The sequence below is a fragment of the Lysinibacillus sp. G01H genome (assembly GCF_028872195.1).
GTDB lineage: Bacteria > Bacillota > Bacilli > Bacillales_A > Planococcaceae > Lysinibacillus > Lysinibacillus capsici.
The window spans coordinates 4,509,123-4,532,370 of the sequence record NZ_CP118397.1; the positions used below are offsets into that span (position 1 = coordinate 4,509,123).

Annotated in this window: 21 protein-coding genes and 1 other annotated feature; all 21 genes read right to left on the reverse strand. The window is 38.6% G+C overall.

What is annotated here, in order from left to right; genetic code table 11:
* Positions 1-93: 93 nt before the first annotated feature.
* The 21 genes from PSR12_RS22975 to PSR12_RS23075 all read right to left on the reverse strand — a co-directional run bounded on the left by PSR12_RS22975 (position 94) and on the right by PSR12_RS23075 (position 23,248).
* Complete coding sequence (locus PSR12_RS22975; RefSeq protein ID WP_274770952.1) at positions 94-2,073, reverse strand: FtsX-like permease family protein; 1,980 nt, start codon at positions 2,071-2,073, stop codon at positions 94-96.
* Positions 2,063-2,824: an ABC transporter ATP-binding protein gene (locus tag PSR12_RS22980; protein ID WP_016995265.1), complete on the reverse strand. Its 762-nt coding sequence runs from the start codon at positions 2,822-2,824 to the stop codon at positions 2,063-2,065. Before PSR12_RS22980 ends, PSR12_RS22975 begins: the two co-directional genes overlap by 11 nt.
* A 96-nt stretch (positions 2,825-2,920) precedes the next feature.
* Positions 2,921-3,937, reverse strand: coding sequence for a sensor histidine kinase (locus PSR12_RS22985; RefSeq protein ID WP_274770954.1), 1,017 nt, complete (start codon positions 3,935-3,937; stop codon positions 2,921-2,923).
* Between the two features lie 15 nt (positions 3,938-3,952).
* Positions 3,953-4,633, reverse strand: a complete 681-nt coding sequence (locus PSR12_RS22990) for a response regulator transcription factor (RefSeq protein WP_274770956.1) — start codon at positions 4,631-4,633, stop codon at positions 3,953-3,955.
* Between the two features lie 158 nt (positions 4,634-4,791).
* Positions 4,792-5,979: an elongation factor Tu gene (tuf, locus tag PSR12_RS22995; RefSeq protein WP_004233614.1), complete on the reverse strand. Its 1,188-nt coding sequence runs from the start codon at positions 5,977-5,979 to the stop codon at positions 4,792-4,794.
* Positions 5,980-6,115: 136 nt separating this feature from the next.
* Positions 6,116-8,194, reverse strand: coding sequence for an elongation factor G (gene fusA, locus PSR12_RS23000; RefSeq protein WP_274770957.1), 2,079 nt, complete (start codon positions 8,192-8,194; stop codon positions 6,116-6,118).
* 42 nt (positions 8,195-8,236) lie between these two features.
* Positions 8,237-8,707 carry a 30S ribosomal protein S7 gene (gene rpsG / locus PSR12_RS23005; RefSeq protein ID WP_004233610.1) on the reverse strand — a complete coding sequence of 157 codons (471 nt, stop codon included), beginning with the start codon at positions 8,705-8,707 and terminating at the stop codon, positions 8,237-8,239.
* Positions 8,708-8,751: 44 nt separating this feature from the next.
* The gene (gene rpsL, locus PSR12_RS23010) at positions 8,752-9,171 is read right to left on the reverse strand and encodes a 30S ribosomal protein S12 (RefSeq protein ID WP_004233609.1); all 420 of its coding nucleotides are present in this window, start codon (positions 9,169-9,171) and stop codon (positions 8,752-8,754) included.
* 98 nt (positions 9,172-9,269) lie between these two features.
* A complete protein-coding gene (locus PSR12_RS23015; protein ID WP_004233607.1) occupies positions 9,270-9,518 on the reverse strand; it encodes a ribosomal L7Ae/L30e/S12e/Gadd45 family protein in 249 nt (82 codons plus the stop codon).
* A gap of 139 nt (positions 9,519-9,657) precedes the next feature.
* Entirely contained in the window at positions 9,658-13,341 is a 3,684-nt protein-coding gene (gene rpoC / locus PSR12_RS23020; protein ID WP_274770958.1) for a DNA-directed RNA polymerase subunit beta', read from the reverse strand.
* 202 nt (positions 13,342-13,543) lie between these two features.
* Positions 13,544-17,119 carry a DNA-directed RNA polymerase subunit beta gene (gene rpoB, locus PSR12_RS23025; RefSeq protein ID WP_221682385.1) on the reverse strand — a complete coding sequence of 1,192 codons (3,576 nt, stop codon included), beginning with the start codon at positions 17,117-17,119 and terminating at the stop codon, positions 13,544-13,546.
* A gap of 242 nt (positions 17,120-17,361) precedes the next feature.
* On the reverse strand, positions 17,362-17,964 hold the full coding sequence (locus tag PSR12_RS23030) for a class I SAM-dependent methyltransferase (RefSeq protein ID WP_004233600.1): 603 nt from the start codon (positions 17,962-17,964) through the stop codon (positions 17,362-17,364).
* 76 nt (positions 17,965-18,040) lie between these two features.
* Complete coding sequence (rplL, locus tag PSR12_RS23035) at positions 18,041-18,400, reverse strand: 50S ribosomal protein L7/L12 (protein WP_004233598.1); 360 nt, start codon at positions 18,398-18,400, stop codon at positions 18,041-18,043.
* Positions 18,401-18,472: 72 nt separating this feature from the next.
* Positions 18,473-18,973 carry a 50S ribosomal protein L10 gene (gene rplJ / locus PSR12_RS23040; RefSeq protein WP_004233596.1) on the reverse strand — a complete coding sequence of 167 codons (501 nt, stop codon included), beginning with the start codon at positions 18,971-18,973 and terminating at the stop codon, positions 18,473-18,475.
* A gap of 32 nt (positions 18,974-19,005) precedes the next feature.
* Positions 19,006-19,151, reverse strand: a sequence feature (ribosomal protein L10 leader region).
* A gap of 53 nt (positions 19,152-19,204) precedes the next feature.
* On the reverse strand, positions 19,205-19,903 hold the full coding sequence (gene rplA, locus PSR12_RS23045; protein WP_004233594.1) for a 50S ribosomal protein L1: 699 nt from the start codon (positions 19,901-19,903) through the stop codon (positions 19,205-19,207).
* A 116-nt stretch (positions 19,904-20,019) separates the two neighbouring features.
* Positions 20,020-20,445: a 50S ribosomal protein L11 gene (rplK, locus tag PSR12_RS23050; protein WP_004233593.1), complete on the reverse strand. Its 426-nt coding sequence runs from the start codon at positions 20,443-20,445 to the stop codon at positions 20,020-20,022.
* A gap of 229 nt (positions 20,446-20,674) precedes the next feature.
* A complete protein-coding gene (gene nusG, locus PSR12_RS23055) occupies positions 20,675-21,208 on the reverse strand; it encodes a transcription termination/antitermination protein NusG (RefSeq protein ID WP_004233590.1) in 534 nt (177 codons plus the stop codon).
* 354 nt (positions 21,209-21,562) lie between these two features.
* A complete protein-coding gene (gene secE, locus PSR12_RS23060; RefSeq protein WP_004233589.1) occupies positions 21,563-21,748 on the reverse strand; it encodes a preprotein translocase subunit SecE in 186 nt (61 codons plus the stop codon).
* A 48-nt stretch (positions 21,749-21,796) separates the two neighbouring features.
* A complete protein-coding gene (rpmG, locus tag PSR12_RS23065; protein ID WP_004233588.1) occupies positions 21,797-21,943 on the reverse strand; it encodes a 50S ribosomal protein L33 in 147 nt (48 codons plus the stop codon).
* Positions 21,944-22,019: 76 nt separating this feature from the next.
* Complete coding sequence (sigH, locus tag PSR12_RS23070) at positions 22,020-22,667, reverse strand: RNA polymerase sporulation sigma factor SigH (protein ID WP_004233587.1); 648 nt, start codon at positions 22,665-22,667, stop codon at positions 22,020-22,022.
* A 68-nt stretch (positions 22,668-22,735) separates the two neighbouring features.
* On the reverse strand, positions 22,736-23,248 hold the full coding sequence (locus PSR12_RS23075; protein ID WP_054548958.1) for an NYN domain-containing protein: 513 nt from the start codon (positions 23,246-23,248) through the stop codon (positions 22,736-22,738).

The window sequence follows — 23,248 nt, forward strand, 5'->3', positions numbered from 1 at the left end:
GAAAGTCAAGGGTTTTTATAATTTCTATATTTCAGCACTAAAAAACAGTGTAATGATAAACACCACACTGTTTCGTGTTTCTTCTTATTAATATTACAACGATTGACGTACAACCTTTTTATAATAGCCTACCGATAGAATGGCAAAAACCGTATATAAGGCTATATAACAGCACATTGCAATCCACAAGGGAGCTGTTAACTCTGTTCCGAATAAAAACCACCCTGATTTAACAGCAAAGTAGCTATGCAATAACCCAATAACTAATGGAACACCGAAATTAAAGGCCTGTTTCATATAAATACCCTTCATGATATCTTTTTCAGCAAAGCCAATCTTTCGTAGGATTGTATAGGAATCACGTTCTTCCTCTGCCTCAGACATTTGTTTAAAGTATAGAATACTACCTGTTGTCATTAAGAATGCTAAACCTAAAAATGCTGTTGTAAATATTGTCAGACCTAATGATTCAATATTGTCTTTACGTTTGCCTTCATAGGATGATTGTGTATATTGCTTTGTTTTCCCTTTATCATCAACAGCCGTAATAATGCCTGCATTTGATTGAATATATAATTTTTCTGCTGTCGCGATATCTTCGTTCGACTTTAAAGTAATTGTTGTTTGATGATGCCAAGGATAAAGAGCTGCCTGTGTAGTTAAACTTTTAAACATATCATCTGTCACCACAAAGACAGGTCCACCACCCCCAGCCGTTACAATACCACTTATCACACTTTTATCGTGAACATCAACGACATGAAAAGTTTCTTCCAGTTTTCCTGCAGATACTACTAAATCATGATCTTTCTCTAACGGGAACATCTCAGCCATATAACCACCATAGTTTGTTAAGATAACCTCGTTCCCAGATAGCTTGGCTTCTGGAACACTCTGTTGATAATCTGAAAGCGGAATGGTATAAATTGTACCTTCCATCGTATATAAAGGGTTATCCTGCTGTTTTTTAGACATCAGCTGACCTACAGCAGCGGTTACCCCCTGCAAACGGTAGTCAATTTTATCATAAGCAATGTTATTTTCCTCTAACTTCTCTAAGAAGGCTTTCCCTTGCTCTTCAAGCAATATGAAATCACCTGGTACTTGGCTATATGCAGATGCTGCTGAGGAGTAATAGGCAATATAGGAAAGCGTCGTCACGCCTAGAGAAACGCCTGTTAACACGGTGATTAGCGTTAATGACTTTGCATTGCTCTTCATGCGATGCATTATGGGCGTTAATGCTAATACATCCTTTATGGATAAATGCCCTTTTTTCTTTAGGCGAATCGTATTCATAATAAATGCTACAGAGAAACGGAAAACAAGGAATGTTCCACCAATTGTAGTAGCTAAAATAATGATCATATTAATAAATAAATTACCTGCAGATTCGATATCGAACAGCTTTGTTGATGCATAGTAGCCATATACAATCAGTATAAGACCCAAAAAGCCAATAACCATCTGCAACGCACTAAAACGTCTTACGCGCTCATCTGCTTGTTTTGCTGCACTAAATAATGATAACAATGAAACATGATGAATCATCCAGGCCATCTGTATAAGAACAATGATCAATAAGATGGTAAATACAATCATCGACTGCTGTAAAGCTTGTGTACTAAAAGTCATGGTTACGAGAGCTTCTTTTTCAAGCACACGAAGCAAAATCATTGCAAACACACGAGAGCTAAAGAAGCCTGCCAACATACCTATAATAACGGCTCCAACGAATAAGAGGATGTTTTCAATCGCTAATAAACGCACGATTAGACCCTTAGTCATGCCAATCAGTTGATACAAGCCTATTTCCTTACTACGACGCTTCATAAATAAATGGTTTGCATATAAAACGAAAAACAAAACGATAAAATATAGAATATAAGTTGCTGCCTTAAATCCTGCCGCAGCCGTTCCACTCATTTGAACAGCAGCCCACACTTCCGTATTATTTTGCAAGGTGACAAAAGAAAAATACAATGTAACACTAAAAATAAGTGCAAAAAAATATAAATAGTAGTGTCTCATATTTTTCTTCATACTTCGAAGTACTAGCTTACTAAGACTCATACCCATCACCGCCTAGCACACTTTGTGTATGCATGATTTCTTGGAAAAAGGCCTGCCTTGTTTTATCGCCCTTATAAAGCTCACTATAGATAAGGCCATCCTTTAGGAATAACACACGTGTACAGAAGCTTGCAGCTACTGCGTCGTGTGTAACCATCATGATTGTCGCTTCTTTTGTCTCATTAATATTTTGTAGATTTTGAAGCAGGGCTGTGGCAGATTTAGAATCTAATGCACCAGTGGGCTCGTCTGCAAATACCAATGACGGATTGGTAATAAGTGCGCGTGCAGCAGAGGTACGCTGTTTTTGTCCACCCGATATTTCGTTGGGGTATTTATTTAAAATTTCTGTGATTCCCAGCAAAGAAGTGAGTTCCTTCACTCGACTTTCTGCAACGGCTTTTGGTAACTTACTGATGGCTAATGGTAGAAGAATATTTTCTTTTACTGTCAAGGTATCTAATAAATTATAGTCTTGAAATATAAATCCCAGCTGCTCTCGTCGGAAGTTTGCTAAAGCCTTTTCTTTCATACCACGTAAACTATGACCGTTTATCTCAATAACACCTTCTGTCGCAAAGTCAATTGAGCATAAGACATTTAAAAGCGTTGTTTTACCAGAGCCAGAAGGTCCCATAATACCTACAAATTCACCTTTATTCACTTCTAAATCAATACCCTTTAATACTTCTTGAGCTGTTGATTTTTTTCCATACACTTTCTTTATTTTACGACCGATTAAAACTGTCACTTCATAACGCCCCTTTCTATAGTCCAAGTGTACCCTGACAAACCTAATCATTCGTGCGTTTTACATGACAATATAAAAAGGTAGGTGACATTTTCGTCATCTACCTGTTAGTTTCGCATATTCATTTTGTAAGGGGAAACGTAGTGTAAATAGTGAGCCTTCACCAACTTTAGATTGAACATTAATACGAATACCAATTTTATGGGCTACATTAGATGCTAAATAAAGACCCATACCTGTAGACTGAGAAGATTCCCTTCCCGCTGTTCCTGTATAAGATTTTTGAAAAATCCTAGGTAAATCCTCTAAAGGTATACCCCTACCTATATCTTTAATATGTAGTAATGTAGCACCTGTAGAATCATGTTCTGCAAAGATTGTTATCTCAGAATTCGCTGGGCTATACTTGATGGCATTCGAAAGAATTTGTCGAATAATAAATGCTAGCCACTTGCCATCTGTCAAAACTGTCTCAGTAAGTTCAGCAATTTCAAAGCCAATGCCTTTCTCAAGACACCAGGCTTGCATAGCTCTGATTTCTTTATAAACAATGGGCTTTAGTTCAATCTCATTTAAATAATTATCCTTTTCAATAGAAGATAATCTTGTTTGATGCAGTTGTTGATCAACCAAAAGATGCAGTCTTAGCCATTCATTCTCTAATTTCCGACGTAGCTGTAAATCCTCAATATGCTCAAACATTAAATTAATAGCAGTTAAAGGAGCTTTTACTTCATGAACCCAAGCTAATAGCTCATCTGAATATTCCTGTAGCTGCACTTTGGCTAGATTTAGCTCCATATTCTTTTCAAAAAGGATATCTTCCATTTTTCGAAAGTATACTTCTTGAAAAGGAGATAAAGCTAAACTATTTCTATGTGCATCATCAAGATAGCTATCCATATTTCCCAGGAAATCTTTTAATTTCCCAACTTCGATGACATAGCGATACCCCAAAAAGAGTATAAAACTAATAAGCAAACTAATATTCACATACCAAATAGACACTTCATTTAAACCAACGTCAAGAGAAAATAGTACATTTAGTATTATCAAAGTAAAAATAAAAAAACCTATCCAAGCAAAGCGCTCTCTAATAAATAATAATAACAACTTCCCTCACGTCCCTCAGCTTACTGCCATATAACCAAGTCCCTTTTTTGTCAGTATTACTTCATATAAACCAATATCCTCTAGCTTTGTACGTAACCGATTAACATTTACCGACAAAGTATTATCGTTTACAAAACGTTCGTCATCCCATAGTTTTCTCATTAACTCATCTCTTGAAACTATTTGATTAGCCTGTTCCACTAATATTCTTAAAATGAAAAGTTCATTTTTTGTTAAGGAAGCAATGACACCATTATACATAATTTCACTTCTTGCATAATCGATGATGGCATCGTTAAAACGTGTAACATTCATTTTCTCTTCAACGTAATCATAGGTTCTACGTAAAATAGCCTGTGCTTTTGCGAGTAAAACTTCCATATGAAAAGGCTTTTGAATAAAATCATCTGCTCCCATTTGCATAGCCATTACCATATCCATCGGGTGATCTCGGGAAGAAAGAAATAGGATTGGCACTTTGGATAAATGACGAATTTCACGACACCAATGAAAGCCGTCATAGGCAGGCAATTGAATATCAATTAACACGAGATGTGGCTTCTCCTCTATAAAGTCATCCATCACCTTTTGAAAATTTTTAGGTCCAATTACGTGTAATGACCACTGTTCAAAACGTTCTTGAATCATACTAAAAATAGAAGGATCATCTTCAATCAGCAAAATTTTCATGTCCATAGTCAATTCCCCTTTCCCTTTAATTATTTACCCTAGATGACATGCTTACTGTTATGTACACATACACTAATTAAAACTCTAATTTTTCTTTATTTTAACACAAAAAACCAATCTGTAGGCGTCCCTACAGATTGGTTTAAAATTAACGAAAGTTAAAATTATTTTTGGATAGAAGCAACTACGCCAGCGCCTACAGTACGGCCACCCTCACGGATAGAGAATTTAGTACCTTCTTCAAGAGCGATTGGAGCGATAAGTTCAACTGTCATTTCGATGTTATCACCAGGCATTACCATTTCAACGCCTTCTGGTAAGTTACAGATACCTGTTACGTCAGTTGTACGGAAGTAGAACTGAGGACGGTAGTTAGAGAAGAATGGAGTATGACGGCCACCCTCTTCTTTTGATAAAACGTAAACTTCAGCTTTGAAGTTAGTGTGTGGAGTAATTGAACCTGGTTTAGCTAATACTTGACCACGTTGGATTTCTTCACGAGCAACACCACGTAGTAAAGCACCGATGTTGTCACCAGCTTCAGCATAGTCTAATAATTTACGGAACATTTCTACACCAGTTACAGTAGTAGATTTAGCTTCTTCAGCGATACCGATGATTTCAACTACGTCACCAACTTTAACTTGACCACGTTCAACACGGCCAGTTGCAACTGTACCACGACCAGTAATAGAGAATACGTCCTCTACTGGCATCATGAATGGTTTGTCAGTTTGACGTTCTGGAGTTGGGATGTAAGAATCTACAGCGTCCATTAATTCAACGATTTTTTCTTCCCATTCTGGTTCACCTTCAAGAGCTTTAAGAGCAGAACCTTTAATTACAGGAATATCGTCACCTGGGAAGTCATATTCAGAAAGTAGATCACGGATTTCCATTTCTACTAATTCTAATAATTCTTCGTCGTCAACCATATCACATTTGTTCATGAATACTACTAAGTAAGGAACACCTACTTGACGAGATAAAAGGATGTGCTCACGAGTTTGTGGCATTGGGCCGTCAGCAGCAGATACTACTAAGATACCGCCGTCCATTTGAGCAGCACCAGTGATCATGTTTTTAACATAGTCAGCGTGTCCTGGGCAGTCAACGTGTGCATAGTGACGAGTTTCTGTTTCGTATTCTACGTGAGAAGTATTGATTGTGATACCACGTTCTTTTTCTTCTGGAGCGTTATCGATATCAGCGTAAGATTTAGCTGTACCACCCATTTTTTTAGAAAGAACTGTAGCGATTGCAGCAGTTAAAGTAGTTTTACCATGGTCAACGTGTCCGATTGTACCAATGTTAGCATGCGTTTTAGAACGGTCAAATTTTTCTTTAGCCATTAGAGATTGCCTCCTCAAAATTGTATGTTTTAGATTTAAAATTTATAGAATGAATGCTGATAGAGAACGGGCCCATCCCCTATCCTGCAATCATAGCTTACAAATTAGTTATACTTTATGCAAGATGAAATTTCAATTATTCACCTTTATTTTTTTTGATGATATCTTCAGAGATTGATTTTGGTACTTCTTCATAATGATCGAATACCATTGAGAATACACCACGACCTTGCGTTGCAGAACGTAAAGTTGTTGCATATCCAAACATTTCTGAAAGTGGAACCATCGCACGAACAACTTGAGCGTTACCGCGAGCTTCCATACCTTCTACGCGACCACGGCGAGAAGTGATGTTACCCATGATATCACCAAGATATTCTTCAGGGATTACAACTTCAACTTTCATCATAGGCTCTAAAAGAACTGGACTACATTTTGATGCAGCAGCTTTAAGTGCCATAGATGCAGCGATTTTAAATGCCATTTCGTTTGAGTCAACATCATGGTATGAACCATCGAATAATTTCGCTTTGATGTCGATTAATGGGTAACCAGCAATTACACCGCGGTCAAGCGAGTCACGAAGACCTGCTTCTACAGCTGGAATATATTCACGTGGTACTACACCACCAACGATAGCATTTTCGAATTCAAAGCCTTTACCCTCTTCATTTGGAGAGAACTCGATCCATACGTCACCGTATTGACCACGACCACCAGATTGACGAGTGAATTTACCTTGAACTTGAGCAGAGCCACGGAATGTTTCACGGTAAGATACCATTGGAGCACCTACGTTAGCTTCTACTTTAAATTCACGGCGCATACGATCAACTTTGATATCAAGGTGAAGCTCACCCATACCTGAGATAATTGTTTGACCAGTTTCTTGGTCTGTATGTGCACGGAATGTTGGATCTTCTTCTTGTAGTTTTTGTAAAGCTTGACCCATTTTATCTTGGTCAGCTTTTGATTTTGGTTCTACAGAAAGAGAGATAACTGGTTCTGGGAACTCCATAGACTCAAGGATAACAAGGTTTTTCTCTTCACAAAGAGTGTCACCAGTTGTTGTATCTTTAAGACCTACAGCAGCTGCGATATCACCAGCAAATACTTTTGAAATCTCTTCACGGCTGTTTGCGTGCATTTGTAGGATACGACCTACGCGCTCACGTTTACCTTTTGAAGAGTTTTGTACGTATGAACCTGATTCAAGAACACCAGAGTACACACGGAAGAACGTTAATTTACCTACGAATGGGTCAGTCATAACTTTAAATGCTAAAGCTGAGAATGGCGCATCGTCTGATGATGGACGTTCAGTTTCTTCACCATCTGGAGTTGTGCCTTTAATAGCAGGTACATCAACTGGAGATGGTAAGTAGTCGATAACCGCGTCAAGCATTTTACGAACACCTTTGTGTTTGAATGCTGTACCGCAGATTACTGGGTAGAATTCTACAGCGATTGTCGCTTTACGGATAGCCGCTTTAAGCTCTTCTTTTGTAATTTCTTCACCAGCAAAGTATTTTTCCATGATTTCTTCGTTAACTTCAGCGATTGCTTCGATTAACTTCTCACGGTATTCTTCAGCTTGCGCTTGGAATTCTTCAGGAATTGGTTGACCTTCACGTAATGCTGTACCTTCTTCGTTATCGTAGTAAGTTACATCCATTTCAACTAGGTCAATAATAGCTTTGAACTCATCTTCCGCACCAATTGGTAATTGGATTGGATGAGCATTTGCTTGTAAACGCTCGTGTAAAGTACCTACAGAATATAGGAAATCTGCACCCATTTTATCCATTTTGTTAATGAATACGATACGTGGTACACCGTAAGTTGTAGCTTGACGCCATACAGTTTCTGTTTGAGGTTCAACACCAGATTGAGCATCAAGTACAGTTACTGCGCCGTCAAGTACACGTAAAGAACGTTCTACTTCTACAGTGAAGTCTACGTGTCCAGGAGTATCGATGATGTTTACGCGGTTGCCTTTCCATTGAGCTGTTGTCGCAGCAGAAGTGATTGTGATACCACGTTCTTGCTCTTGCTCCATCCAGTCCATTTGAGAAGCGCCTTCATGAGTTTCACCGATTTTGTGAATCTTACCTGTGTAATAAAGGATACGCTCAGTTGTTGTTGTTTTACCAGCATCAATGTGAGCCATGATCCCAATATTACGAGTATTCTCTAGTGAGAATTCGCGTTTCATTAGGTATTTCTCCTTCCATATTGGGCTTATGCTATGTTTAGATTACCAACGGTAGTGAGCGAATGCTTTGTTCGCTTCTGCCATTTTGTGCATATCTTCACGTTTCTTAACTGATGCACCAGTGTTGTTAGAAGCATCAAGGATTTCGTTAGCTAAACGCTCTTCCATAGTTTTTTCACCACGAAGACGAGAATAGTTAACTAGGTAACGAAGACCTAAAGTTGTACGACGTTCTGGGCGTACTTCAACTGGTACTTGGTAGTTAGAACCACCAACACGGCGAGCACGTACTTCAAGAACTGGCATTACGTTATTTAGAGCAGCTTCGAATACTTCGATTGGATCTTGACCAGAACGTTCTTTAACTAGTTCGAACGCACCGTATAAAATCTTCTGAGAAGTACCTCTTTTACCATCAATCATCATTTTATTGATTAAACGAGTTACTAGTTTTGAATTATAAATTGGATCTGGTAACACGTCACGTTTGGAAACAGGACCTTTACGAGGCATGTGTTTTCCTCCTTTCATTGAGTAAATATATTGTAGGATTTAAATTATTTTTTTTCTTTAGGGCGTTTTGTACCGTATAAAGAACGTGATTGCATACGACCGTTTACACCAGCAGTATCAAGAGCACCACGAACGATATGGTAACGAACACCCGGTAAGTCTTTTACACGACCGCCACGGATAAGAACAACACTGTGCTCTTGTAAGTTGTGGCCTTCACCAGGAATGTACGCTGTAACCTCGATTTGGTTAGTTAAACGTACACGAGCGTATTTACGTAACGCTGAGTTTGGTTTTTTAGGCGTCATTGTACCTACACGAGTACAAACACCACGTTTTTGTGGAGATTTAACATCAGTTAAAGATTTTTTAAATGAGTTATATCCTTTGTTTAACGCTGGTGAATTTGATTTCGTGATTTTAGATTTACGAGGCTTACGTACCAATTGGTTAATTGTAGGCATCGATTTTTCCTCCCTTCATTCCTTCTTTTTTAATACCACACATCCAGGTGGTTCATTTTTTGGGTAAAAACAAAGTCTTTGTGCATTTTACACAAAAACTACTCTACAGTAATCGCAACTACCGCAGCTCCAACATGGATTCCACAGGCTTTGCCCAGTTCCTTTTTGGACTCGACAAGAATAACTGGTATACCGATTTCTCTCGCGAAAGATATGGCCGAATCGGTTACCCAATTGTCTGCATCAAGTGCCACAAAAAGTTCTTTCACTGAACCAGCTCGCATTGCTTTTACTGCTTGCTTTGTACCTATGATTGTTTGACTAGCCCTTACTTTATCATAAGACATTTGCATATCCTCCGAAGTACAGACAGTTAACTATCAACCTTCAATATATTATCATTACTCATTTACACTGTCAACTAATATCTTGAAAAAGTCCGAAGAGATGATGAAAATATGCATCTCTTCGGCCTAATTTTAATGTTTATTCAGCAGAAACGACTTCTGTGTCAAGCTCATCTTTTTCGATGCGGATTTGACGATAACGTTGCATACCAGTACCTGCAGGAACAAGTTTACCAATAATTACGTTTTCTTTTAATCCAAGAAGCTCGTCACGTTTACCCTTAATTGCTGCATCTGTTAACACACGTGTTGTTTCTTGGAACGATGCTGCAGATAAGAATGATTCTGTTTCAAGAGAAGCTTTTGTAATACCAAGGATAACAGGTCGACAAGTTGCAGGGTTTTTGCCATTCATAACAGCATCTACGTTTGCCTCTGTGAATTGGTGGATATCTAGTAATGAGCCAGGCAGTAATTCTGTATCTCCAGCTTCAATTACACGAACTTTACGAAGCATTTGGCGAACCATTACCTCGATATGTTTATCCCCAATTTCTACCCCTTGCATACGGTATACTTTTTGAACTTCTTTTAATAAATATTCTTGAACAGTTGAGACGTCTTTGACTTTTAGCAATTGTTTTGGATCGATAGAACCTTCTGTTAAAACTTGACCACGTTCTACATTATCACCTTCGATAACTTTCAAACGTGCGTTATAAGGTGCTTGATACTTACGAGTTTCTACGTCACCTTGAATTGTAATTTCTTTTAAGCCTTCACGAATTTCTGTGATATCTGAAACCGTACCAGCGATTTCTGAAATAACAGATTGACCTTTTGGATTACGTGCTTCAAAGATCTCTTGGATACGTGGAAGACCTTGTGTAATATCATCTCCGGCAACCCCACCTGTATGGAATGTACGCATTGTTAACTGTGTACCTGGTTCACCGATTGATTGAGCAGCAATAATACCAACTGCTTCCCCAACTTCAACCTTCTCACCTGTCGCCAAGTTCATGCCGTAACATTTTTTACAAACGCCGTGTTTTGTATTACATGTAAATGCTGAACGGATTGTCACTTCTTCAATACCAGCATCGATAATTGCACGAGCGATATCTTGATCGATTAAACCGTCTTTTGCAAGAATAACTTCACCAGTTTCAGGGTGGAAGATTGTTTTCTTCGTATGACGACCAACAATACGTTCATCTAGAGCCTCGATTAATTCAGTGCCTTCCATTAATGCACCGATCGTTAAGCCACGGTCAGTACCACAGTCATCTTCACGAACGATAACATCTTGTGCAACGTCAACAAGACGACGTGTTAAGTAACCTGAATCGGCAGTTTTTAGGGCTGTATCGGCAAGACCTTTACGAGCACCGTGAGTTGAGATGAAGTATTCTAATACTGTTAAACCTTCACGGAATGAAGATTTGATTGGAAGTTCGATAATACGACCAGCTGGGTTGGCCATCAGACCACGCATACCAGCTAGCTGAGTAAAGTTAGATGCATTACCACGGGCACCTGAATCAGACATCATGAAAATTGGGTTTGTTTTCTCAAGTGACTTCATCAGCTTCGCTTGAATTTCATCTTTTGCAGCACTCCAGCTTGAAATTACGCGATCGTAACGCTCATCCTCAGTAATGAAACCACGACGGAATTGCGCTTGAACTTTATCTACTTTCTCTTGAGCCTCTGCTAAAATTTCACCTTTATCAGGTAATACCACGATGTCAGATACACCTACAGTAATACCTGCACGTGTTGAATATTTGAAACCTAGGTTTTTCATACGGTCAAGCATTTTAGATGTTTCCGTAATGTGGAAACGTTTAAATACTTCAGCAATGATATTTCCTAAGAATTTCTTACGGAATGGATTTACAACAGGTACTGATGCAAAGTATTTACGCAATACAGCTGTACGTTGTGCATCAATTTTCCCTTTTTCATCTAAATTATTATAAGCATTATCTGATTCAAGCTCTTTAAGTGTTTCTTCATCAATTGTTAACTTAGCAAAGTATTTTTCTGGTGTTACTTGCTCTAAGTTGAAATCAGTTGGCTCATTAATATAAGGGAATGATTCCGGCAAGATTTCATTAAAGATTACTTTACCAACAGTTGTTAATAAGAACATATTATTTTGTTCTTCAGTGAATGTTGGATTATTTAATGAACTTGCTTTTATTGCGATACGTGTATGCAAGTGTACATGACCTGTATCATAGGCAATTAAAACTTCATTTGGACCATAGAAAACAGTACCTTCACCGCGTGCGCCTTCACGTTCAAGTGTTAAGTAGTAGTTTCCTAATACCATATCTTGAGAAGGTGTTACAACTGGTTTACCGTCTTTTGGATTCAGGATGTTTTGTGCAGCAAGCATTAGAAGACGAGCTTCAGCTTGAGCTTCAGCTGATAATGGTACGTGAACCGCCATTTGGTCACCATCGAAGTCAGCATTATAGGCTGTACATACTAATGGGTGAAGACGAATAGCACGACCTTCAACTAGTGTTGGTTCAAATGCTTGAATTCCAAGACGGTGAAGCGTTGGTGCACGGTTTAGTAATACTGGATGCTCACGGATAACATCTTCTAAAACGTCCCATACGTCGTTATTTAAACGTTCGATTTTACGTTTAGCAGATTTAATGTTATGAGCAAGACCACGCTCTACTAATTCTTTCATAACGAATGGCTTGAATAATTCAATAGCCATTTCTTTTGGTAAACCACATTGGTACATTTTTAAGTTTGGACCTACTACGATAACAGAACGACCAGAGTAGTCAACACGTTTACCAAGTAGATTTTGACGGAAACGACCTTGTTTACCTTTCAACATATGTGAAAGTGATTTTAATGGACGGTTACCAGGACCTGTTACAGGACGTCCACGACGACCATTATCGATTAATGCATCAACAGCTTCTTGTAACATACGTTTTTCATTTTGTACGATGATGCTTGGAGCACCTAAATCTAATAAACGTTTTAAACGGTTATTACGATTAATTACACGACGGTATAAATCGTTTAAATCTGAAGTCGCGAAACGACCACCATCTAATTGCACCATTGGACGAAGCTCTGGTGGAATAACAGGTAGTACATCCAGAATCATCCATTCAGGTGAGTTTCCTGAGTTACGGAAAGATTCAACAACTTCTAGACGTTTAATGGCACGAGTACGTCTTTGACCTTGAGCAGATTTTAACTCCTCTTTTAAAGATTGTGTTTCATCTTCTAGGTCGATTTTACCTAATAATTTTTTGATTGCTTCTGCACCCATTGATGCTTCGAATGTATTACCGAATTTTTCACGGTATGCACGATACTCTTTTTCAGAAAGTAATTGTTTACTTTCTAAATTAGTAGCACCTGCATCGATCACAACGTATGAAGCGAAATAGATAACTTCTTCAAGAGCACGAGGTGACATATCTAAAATTAGACCCATACGGCTAGGAATACCTTTGAAGTACCAGATATGAGAAACTGGTGCTGCTAATTCGATATGCCCCATACGTTCACGACGAACTTTAGCACGTGTTACTTCAACGCCACAACGATCACAAACTACGCCTTTATAGCGTACACGTTTATATTTCCCACAGTGACACTCCCAGTCCTTAGTTGGACCAAAAATACGCTCACAGAATAAACCATCTTTTTCTGGTTTTAGTGTACGGTAGTTAATTGTTTCAGGTTTTTTAACCTCTCCATATGACCAAGAACGAATCTTGTCAGGTGATGCTAAACCAATTTTCATATATTCAAATTCATTAACGTCTATCAAGGAGCCTACCTCCCTCTAGTATAGGTCTTTATAAAGACTCTTTTACGCAGCTCGATAATCGTTTGCAAAGATTGCCTCTTTGGCAAAGGATTAGAAATAGAATGATTTATTAAAAGAAAAAGCCAGGCAGGGCGTTAAATCCTGCCCGGCTAATTTGAAAAATAAGTTTGACCATATTCACATTTGTGAATTTGGTTTTCCATTATTCAAAAGACTCTACTGGCTCTTCTTCTGTATCTGGCTGTGGTGCAATGTTAAGTGCATCAGCTGGCTGAAGATCATCTTCTTCGTCTAAATCGCGAAGCTCTACTTCTTCATCATTAACTGTTAACATCTTAACATCCATACCAAGAGATTGAAGTTCTTTAATCAATACTTTGAATGACTCAGGAACACCTGGCTCTGGTACACTTTCACCTTTAACGATGGCTTCATATGTTTTCACACGACCAACAACGTCATCAGATTTAACCGTTAAGATTTCTTGAAGTGTATACGCAGCACCATAAGCTTCAAGTGCCCATACCTCCATCTCACCAAAACGTTGTCCACCAAATTGCGCTTTACCACCAAGTGGTTGTTGCGTAACAAGTGAGTAAGGACCAGTTGAACGTGCATGAAGTTTATCATCAACCATGTGAGCAAGTTTGATCATATACATGATACCTACTGATACACGGTTATCGAATGGTTCACCAGAACGTCCATCATACAGGATTGTTTTACCGTCACGGTTCATCCCAGCTTCTTCCATTGTTTCCCAAACGTCTTCTTCATTAGCACCATCAAATACTGGTGTTGCCATGTGAACGCCTAGGTAACGAGAAGCCATACCTAAGTGTAACTCTAAAACTTGTCCGATATTCATACGGGAAGGTACACCAAGTGGATTTAACATGATATCAACAGGCGTGCCATCTGGCATGAATGGCATATCTTCTTCTGGTAAGATACGAGAGATAACCCCTTTGTTACCATGACGTCCGGCCATTTTGTCCCCAACACGAATTTTACGTTTTTGAACAATATAAGCACGAACTAATTGGTTAACACCTGGTGGTAATTCATCGCCATCTTCACGGTTAAATACTTTAACATCAAGAATGATACCGCCAGCACCGTGTGGTACACGTAATGAAGTATCACGAACCTCACGAGCTTTTTCACCGAAGATTGCATGTAATAAACGCTCTTCAGCAGTTAATTCTGTAACCCCTTTAGGCGTTACTTTCCCAACAAGAATATCACCGTCACGTACTTCCGCACCAATACGGATAATACCACGTTCGTCTAGGTTACGAAGTGCATCTTCTCCAACGTTTGGAATATCACGAGTGATTTCTTCAGGCCCAAGCTTTGTATCACGAGACTCTGATTCATATTCTTCAATATGAACAGATGTATAGACATCGTCTTTTACAAGGCGCTCACTCATAATAACAGCATCCTCATAGTTAAAGCCGTTCCAAGTCATGAAGGCAACAAGTACGTTACGTCCAAGAGCTAGTTCACCTTTTTCCATTGATGGACCATCTGCTAAAATATCTCGAGGCTTCACACGTTCGCCTACTTTTACAAGTGGACGTTGGTTATAAGAAGTACCTTGGTTAGAACGAATGAACTTTTGTAATTTATATTTTGTTAAATCGCCTTTAACCTCTTTGCCGTCTACAACTTCAATGCGGCGAACATGGATAGAGCGAGCTTCAACGTGCTCAACAATACCATCATACTTCGCTACTACAGCTGCACCAGAATCACGCGCATCAACATGCTCCATACCAGTACCAACGAATGGTGCTTCTGGGTTAAGAAGTGGAACTGCTTGACGTTGCATGTTGGCACCCATAAGTGCACGGTTCGAGTCATCGTTTTCTAAGAACGGTATACATGCAGTCGCTGCAGAGACAACTTGTTTAGGTGATACATCCATGTAGTCCATTTGCGCTTTACTGAATACCGTGTTATCACCACGGAAACGACCTACTACTTCATCATTTACAAAAGTACCATCGGGATTTAACGGTGAATTTGCTTGTGCTACATAGTAGTTATCTTCTTCATCAGCTGTTAAATAATCAATTTGCTCCGTTACTCGACCTGTTTCGTGGTCAATACGACGATAAGGTGTTTCAATGAAGCCAAATTTATTTACTTTGGCAAATGAAGATAATGAGTTGATTAACCCAATGTTTGGACCCTCTGGTGTCTCGATTGGACACATACGACCATAGTGAGAGTAGTGAACGTCACGTACTTCGAAGCCAGCGCGCTCACGCGTTAAACCACCAGGTCCTAATGCAGATAGACGACGTTTATGCGTTAACTCTGCTAATGGGTTTGTTTGGTCCATGAATTGTGATAATTGAGAGCTTCCGAAGAACTCTTTAATGGACGCAATCACTGGACGGATATTGATTAATTGTTGTGGTACGATCGCAGCTGTGTCATTAATTGACATACGCTCACGTACTACACGTTCCATACGAGACAAACCGATACGGAATTGGTTTTGTAGTAACTCACCAACAGAACGTAGGCGACGGTTACCCAAATGGTCAATATCATCTGTTGCACCTACTTGGTAAAGTAAGTTAAAGAAATAGCTTACTGAAGATAAAACATCAGCAGGTGTAATATTCTTCACTTCTTCATCAATGTACGCATTACCAATGATATTAATTTCTTTTTGCGCTTCATCTTTTGGAGCATAAATCTTAATAGATTGGATGGTTACATCATCTTCAAGCACTCCACCGACTTGTGATAAAGTGCGGTAACCAATACCTTTTGATGAATCTTCTAGGTAAGGTAGAATTTTATCTAAAGTACGACGATCTAATACTGTACCTTTTTCTACTAAAATTTCGCCTGTTTCTGGATCTACAAGCGTTTCAGCAATCGTTTGATTGAATAAACGATTTTTAATGTGAAGCTTTTTATTCATTTTGTAGCGACCAACATTCGCTAAATCATAACGTTTAGCATCGAAGAAACGAGAGTATAATAAACTCTTCGCACTTTCTACTGTTGGTGGCTCACCTGGACGTAAACGTTCATAGATTTCTAAAAGCGCTTTTTCTGTACTTTCAGAGTTATCTTTTTCTAACGTATTACGTAGATACTCGTTATCACCGATAATATCGATAATTTCTTGATCTGAACCGAAACCTAATGCACGTAGTAACACTGTTACTGGTAGCTTACGAGTACGATCAATTCGCACATAAACTACGTCTTTCGCATCAGTTTCATACTCTAACCAAGCACCGCGGTTTGGAATAACTGTAGCTCCAAAGCCTTTTTTACCGTTTTTATCAGTTTTATCATGGAAATACACACTTGGTGAACGAACTAATTGTGAAACGATAACACGTTCAGCACCGTTGATAATGAACGTACCTGTTTCTGTCATTAACGGGAAGTCACCCATGAAGACATCTTGTTCTTTCACTTCGTCTGTTTCTTTGTTGTAAAGACGTACTTTCACACGTAATGGAGCTGCGTAAGTAACATCTCGCTCTTTACACTCATCAACATCATATTTAGGCTCACCTAATGAATAATCGATGAATTCTAATGAAAGATTACCTGTAAAGTCCTCGATCGGCGAAATGTCACGGAACATTTCACGTAAACCTTCTTCAAGGAACCACTCGTAAGACGCCGTTTGAATCTCAATCAGATTTGGAAGCTCAAGCACCTCTTTAATACGCGCAAAGCTTCTACGCTGGCGGTGTTGTCCGTACTGAACTAGTTGACCTGTCAACTCATTCACCCCTCAATAAAGCGATATTAGGTCTTTGCAAAATCATACAAATAGTGTATGATTTCGAAAGACAAAAAGAAAACGAGTCTTCAAAAAGATCTCATTTTCGGTTAACTAAACTTATCTTGGCAAGTATACCCATATTAAAACAATTCTATACAAAAAGGGCATACGACCTCAAAATAATATTTTTGCATTGTATCATATTATCATAGCCGATTTGTCAAGTCAATAAATTATACATATTTCATTTATTTTTTTGCGCGTACTATCCAGTACCCTTTTTTCTTTTCTACTACATCGACTTCTGAAAACTTTTCTTCTAAGTAACTTACTGTCGATGGCGCTCCTTGTTTCTTCTGAATGACTACCCAGAGTTCACCCGAAGACACTAGCCGATCGTAAGCTCCATCGTAAAAGCGGAAAATCGTTTCCTTCCCCGCACGAATTGGTGGATTCGTTAAGATTGCTGCCGCATCTACATCGTTATCAACCATCGATAGGCCGTCACTCACAAATATTCGCACATTTTGAACACCGTTCACTTGCGCATTTTTTTGCGAAAGCGCAACTGCACGTTCATTTATATCCATCATAAAAACGGTACGGTCTGGATTAGTTTTGGCAATCGATAACCCTATCGGCCCGTATCCACAACCTACATCAAAAATCGCACCATCAATATCAGGCATTTGAAAAGCGTCTATTAAAACACGGGATCCAAAATCTACTTCGCTTTTACTAAATACACCTGCATCCGTTTCAAATGAAAACGTATGCCCTAGTAACTTGAATGTCCAGTGACGTGGTTTACTTTCAGTTTGAGGCTTACTTGTATAATAGTGATCTGACATTTTCACGCCTCCTCAGAATGAAGAAAAAAGCTCGCCAAAATGACGAGCTTTCCTTTTGTTAAAAAGTAACGCGAGATTACTTAACTTCTACAGATGCGCCAACTTCTTCAAGTTTAGCTTTGATTTCTTCAGCTTCATCTTTAGAAACGCCTTCTTTAAGAGCTTTAGGAGCGTTATCTACTACTTCTTTAGCTTCTTTAAGACCTAAACCAGTGATTTCACGAACCACTTTGATTACTTTGATTTTTTCTGCACCAGCAGATGCTAATACTACGTCAAATTCTGTTTTTTCTTCAGCTGCAGCAGCACCACCAGCAACTACTGCTACTGGAGCAGCAGCTGTTACACCGAATTCTTCTTCGATAGCTTTTACTAAATCGTTTAATTCAAGAACTGTCATAGCTTTGATAGCTTCTAAGATTTGCTCTTTATTCATTATAATTTCCTCCTAATTGGATAATGTTTTATTTTTTGCGATCAGGCCGCAGAAGTATTAGTGCGTACTAAATTACGCGCCTTGTTCTTCTTTTTGTTCTGCAACAGCTTTTGTTGCAAGTGCGAAGTTACGCACTGGAGCTTGAAGTACAGATAAAAGCATAGAAAGTAGACCTTCGCGTGATGGAAGTTCTGCAAGTGCTTTAACATCTTCAACAGAAGAGATAGTACCTTCAATAATACCAGCTTTAATTTCTAAAGCTTCGTTTTTCTTCGCGAACTCGTTGATGATTTTAGCAGGCGCTACAACATCTTCATTTGAGAACGCAATTGCGTTAGGACCAACTAATACGTCGTTGATTCCTTCAAGGCCAGCAGCTTCAGCAGCACGACGAGTTAAAGTGTTTTTGTAAACTTTGAACTCAACGCCAGCTTCACGAAGTTGTTTACGAAGCTCTGTTACTTGTGCAACATTAAGACCACGGTAATCCACAACTACTACAGAAGCAGCGCCTTGGAATTTTTCAGTAATCTCTTGAACTTGTACTTGTTTGTTTTCGATTGCTTTGCTCATGATGACACCTCCTATTAGAATGGGTCATTTATACCGACAAAAGAAAAGCCTCCGAGTCAAATAGACACAGAGGCTGAAAGTCATCATCTTTAAATAAGAATCTGAATTCCGATGTCCTCGGTAGGAACATTAAGTGACAAGTCACTCCTACTGTCTACGGTACAAATGGATAATTCACAACAGCAACTATAGTATCACGTATAGCCACTATCGTCAATACATATATATAAATTATTTTACTACTACGTTAGAAGCGTCAATTTTAACCGCTGGACCCATTGTAGTTGTAACATTTACAGATTTCATGTAAGTACCTTTAGCTGCAGCAGGTTTTGCTTTTTGTACTACATCAAAAACAGCTAAGAAGTTTTCTACTAATTTTTCTGCTGAGAAAGAAACTTTACCGATAGGAGCGTGGATAATACCAGCTTTATCAGCACGGTATTCTACTTTACCAGCTTTGATTTCTTCGATAGCTTTTGTTACATCAAAAGTAACTGTACCAGTTTTAGGGTTTGGCATTAAACCTTTAGGTCCTAATACACGACCAAGTTTACCAACTTCACCCATCATGTCAGGAGTTGCTACGATTACATCGAAGTCAAACCAACCTTGTTGGATTTTTTGGATATATTCTGCATCGCCTACATAGTCAGCACCAGCTGCTTCAGCTTCTTTAAGCTTTTCACCTTTTGCAAATACTAATACGCGTTGAGTTTTACCAGTACCGTTTGGTAGCACTACTGCGCCACGGATTTGTTGGTCGTTCTTACGAGTATCAATACCTAAGCGGAAAGCAACTTCTACAGTAGCGTCGAAGTTTACTGTGCTAGTTTTTTGAGCAAGTTCGATTGCTTCTTGTGCAGTGTATAGTGCGTTACGATCAATTAATTTTGCTGCATCTTGCAGTTTTTTACCTTTTTTAGCCATTATATATTTCCTCCTTGATTGTGGTTATAGCGGATTTTACCTCCCACGAATAAAGGTTGCGTGTTCACAAAGAAACTTCGCAACCTTCCAAAAAACAAAACATCAAGTAAATGGGATTAGTCTTCGATAACAATACCCATGCTTCGTGCAGTACCTTCAACCATTAACATAGCAGCTTCTACTGAAGCAGCGTTAAGGTCTGGCATTTTAGTTTCAGCGATTTCGCGAACTTTATCACGTTTAACCGTTGCCACTTTTTTACGGTTTGGTTCACCAGATCCAGATTGGATACCAGCTGCTACTTTAAGTAGAACTGCTGCAGGTGGAGTTTTTGTAATGAAAGTGAAAGAACGATCCTCGAATACTGAAATTTCAACTGGGATAATAAGACCAGCTTGATCAGCAGTACGCGCATTAAATTCTTTACAGAATCCCATGATGTTCACACCCGCTTGACCTAATGCAGGACCAACCGGTGGAGCTGGGTTAGCTTTACCAGCAGGGATTTGAAGTTTTACAACTTTAATAACTTTTTTAGCCACGAGACACACCTCCTTAAGTCCGTGATGTGGTAATTGGGTTGCCCCTCCCACTCAATATCTGTCTGTCAGCTAAGTGCCGATAACATTAAAATTATCATTACAGACGTCAAACAAAAGTATGACAGTCTGACCTATGAAATGATACCACTTTTACTTTTTTTAAGCAAGTAGTAATTAACAAAATCTGCGAAACATCTACCAATTAGCATGTAGTGTTCTATTGTTAGAACTATAATTTTTGAACTTGTTCGAAATCTAGCTCCATAATTGTTTCGCGACCAAACATATCAACGGTCACTTTAATTTTACCTTTTTCTGTGTCAATTTCTTCAACACGCCCTTGGAAATGAGCAAACGGCCCTTCTAATACTTCTACTGCTTCACCAACAGTAATGTCCACTTCTACAACTTTATCGGTCATACCCATTTGCTGCAGTAAACGATCGGCTTCTTCAGGTAATAACGGTGTTGGTTTTGCTCCTCCACCAGATGAACCGATAAAGCCCGTAACACCAGGCGTATTTCGAACTACATACCAAGAATCATCTGTCATGATTAACTCTACTAACACATAACCAGGGAAAACTTTACGCATCATTGTACGTTTTTTTCCATCTTTCATTTCTGTTTCTTCGTGCTCAGGAACAATCACACGGAAGATTTTATCTTGCATTCCCATTGTTTCTACACGTTTCTCTAGGTTTGCTTTTACACGGTTTTCATACCCTGAATACGTATGAACAACATACCAATTTTTCTCCATAACTACTAGGACTCCTCGTCCGTCCCTCCCTTACAAATAAAAGTGAAAATGAATCGCGATACGCTCAATGCATTTTTACTCTTTTCACAAACATCTCATTAGAAAAATATAGCTTTCGCTAATTACTTGCGAAAGCTCGATGATATATACCGAAACTAGCATAGTCATCTATCGCTACTATCATACTCTCCTAGTAGTATTTATCATAATGAGGAGATTTTACTGCTTTGCGCTTCACTTCACCCATCTCATCGATCCAATTAGATGGAGTTTTCTGCTGAATGAAGATAAAACAAACGAAAAAACCCGTTATTGCAATGGACGGGCTATTTCAAAAATATGCTATTTACTAAATTATAAATCTAAGTACCAGCGGAATAATGATGAAATACCTAAGTCAACTAACACAAAAAATAAAGCCATAATGACAACAGTTGAAATTACAACGACTGTATATTTCGTCAGTTCTTTACTTTTCGGCCAGCTTGTTTTGCGCATTTCTGACATTACATCGCTGAAAAAGCTTTTGATCTTGCCCATTCTAGCTTAACCTCCGAATCAATCAAATCTGTCTATTTACATATCATTTTATAGCGTTTGTTTATGCATTGTATGTTCATTGCAATGCGAGCAAAATTTCTTTAATTCGAGACGTACAGTTGAACCTTCTTTAGCTGGGAACGTGTAATTTCTCGAACCACATTTCTCACAATTTAGCACGACTTTTTTTGCCATATAATCACCTTTTTCGGCACTTTGTCTTTTTAAGACTAACACCTATATTTGTCAATGTCAATAAAGCCTATATGGGCTAAGACATTTCCTCAAGGACTAAATGACGTTCTAATTTACGTTTTACCCGCTGCAATGCATTATCGATAGATTTCACATGACGATTTAATTTGGCGGAAATTTCATGATAAGACTGACCGTCTAGATATAAGGCTAAAACTTGTAGCTCTAATTCACTTAAAATCTCACTCATCTTTTCTTCTAAATATCCAAACTCTTCTCTATGAATCATCAATTCTTCTGGATCATCCATAATAGCACCCGTTAGTACATCCATAAGCGTTCGGTCTGACTCTTCGTCGAATATAGGCTTGTCCAAAGAAATATAGGAATTTAGAGGTATATGCTTTTGCCTAGTTGCTGTTTTAATAGCTGTGATAATCTGCCTTGTAATGCATAACTCTGCAAAAGCCCTGAATGATGCAAGCTTATCACCTTTAAAATCACGAATCGCTTTATATAAGCCTATCATGCCCTCTTGTACAATATCTTCCTTATCTGCTCCGATTAAAAAATAGGATCTTGCCTTCGCTCTTACTAACAAACGGTATTTCGTAATCAAATAATCCAACGCATCTGTATTACCTTGATGCACCATTTCAATAAGCTCTTCATCATTGAATCGTTCAAAATCTTGTGTCACTTGTACAATGCTATTTTTAAACATGGTATCACCTCAGCCACAACAGATAATTAGAAACAGTATAACGGAATTGGAAAATATGCGTCAATCAATCATTTCAACCCTCGTCGCCATTTTTCAAACGCGAGCGCAACATCTGGCTTTAATTCTATACGAGAAGGCGGCTTACTTTCTTGCTTCCGCTTCACATCGTGAGTAATTTTATGTTGGATAATACTTGTATCAATTTCTAGCTCTCTAGCCGATTTCCTTAAGGCACCATTCCCAAATATAACACTTTGCTCTGCCATATCAGAAGTTGCTACATGAATTTGTACATTTCTAGCCTTTAATTCATGCGTCATTTTTTCAATACGTTCATCTGCTGTTTCATTTTTTCGTGTATAAATGACTTCTACATCATTTTCTATATAAGATTGCTCTACTCCTGGTACAAGATGTGCGTCAAAAACAATAATTACGCGCCAACCCATCGCTGCTTTATATTCAGCCATGAGTTCTATCAACCTTCTACGCGCATCCTCAAAATTCGTATCACGCAATGGCCGCAGCTCTTTCCAAGATCCAATCATATTATAGCCATCAACAAGCAAAATGTTTTTCAT

Excerpts from the sequence above, each read along its gene's own strand:
- tuf (WP_004233614.1), bottom strand. The coding sequence starts at position 5,979 with ATGGCTAAAGAAAAATTTGACCGTTCTAAAACGCATGCTAACATTGGT.
- rplJ (WP_004233596.1), bottom strand. The coding sequence starts at position 18,973 with ATGAGCAAAGCAATCGAAAACAAACAAGTACAAGTTCAAGAGATTACT.
- rplA (WP_004233594.1), bottom strand. The coding sequence starts at position 19,903 with ATGGCTAAAAAAGGTAAAAAACTGCAAGATGCAGCAAAATTAATTGAT.
- nusG (WP_004233590.1), bottom strand. The coding sequence starts at position 21,208 with ATGGAGAAAAATTGGTATGTTGTTCATACGTATTCAGGGTATGAAAAC.
- PSR12_RS23015 (WP_004233607.1), bottom strand. The coding sequence starts at position 9,518 with ATGTCTTATGATAAAGTAAGGGCTAGTCAAACAATCATAGGTACAAAG.
- secE (WP_004233589.1), bottom strand. The coding sequence starts at position 21,748 with ATGGGCAAGATCAAAAGCTTTTTCAGCGATGTAATGTCAGAAATGCGC.
- rpsG (WP_004233610.1), bottom strand. The coding sequence starts at position 8,707 with ATGCCTCGTAAAGGTCCTGTTTCCAAACGTGACGTGTTACCAGATCCA.
- PSR12_RS22975 (WP_274770952.1), bottom strand. The coding sequence starts at position 2,073 with ATGAGTCTTAGTAAGCTAGTACTTCGAAGTATGAAGAAAAATATGAGA.
- rplL (WP_004233598.1), bottom strand. The coding sequence starts at position 18,400 with ATGAATAAAGAGCAAATCTTAGAAGCTATCAAAGCTATGACAGTTCTT.
- rpsL (WP_004233609.1), bottom strand. The coding sequence starts at position 9,171 with ATGCCTACAATTAACCAATTGGTACGTAAGCCTCGTAAATCTAAAATC.
- rpmG (WP_004233588.1), bottom strand. The coding sequence starts at position 21,943 with ATGGCAAAAAAAGTCGTGCTAAATTGTGAGAAATGTGGTTCGAGAAAT.
- fusA (WP_274770957.1), bottom strand. The coding sequence starts at position 8,194 with ATGAAACGCGAATTCTCACTAGAGAATACTCGTAATATTGGGATCATG.
- PSR12_RS22990 (WP_274770956.1), bottom strand. The coding sequence starts at position 4,633 with ATGGACATGAAAATTTTGCTGATTGAAGATGATCCTTCTATTTTTAGT.
- sigH (WP_004233587.1), bottom strand. The coding sequence starts at position 22,667 with ATGTTTAAAAATAGCATTGTACAAGTGACACAAGATTTTGAACGATTC.
- PSR12_RS23075 (WP_054548958.1), bottom strand. The coding sequence starts at position 23,248 with ATGAAAAACATTTTGCTTGTTGATGGCTATAATATGATTGGATCTTGG.
- PSR12_RS23030 (WP_004233600.1), bottom strand. The coding sequence starts at position 17,964 with ATGTCAGATCACTATTATACAAGTAAGCCTCAAACTGAAAGTAAACCA.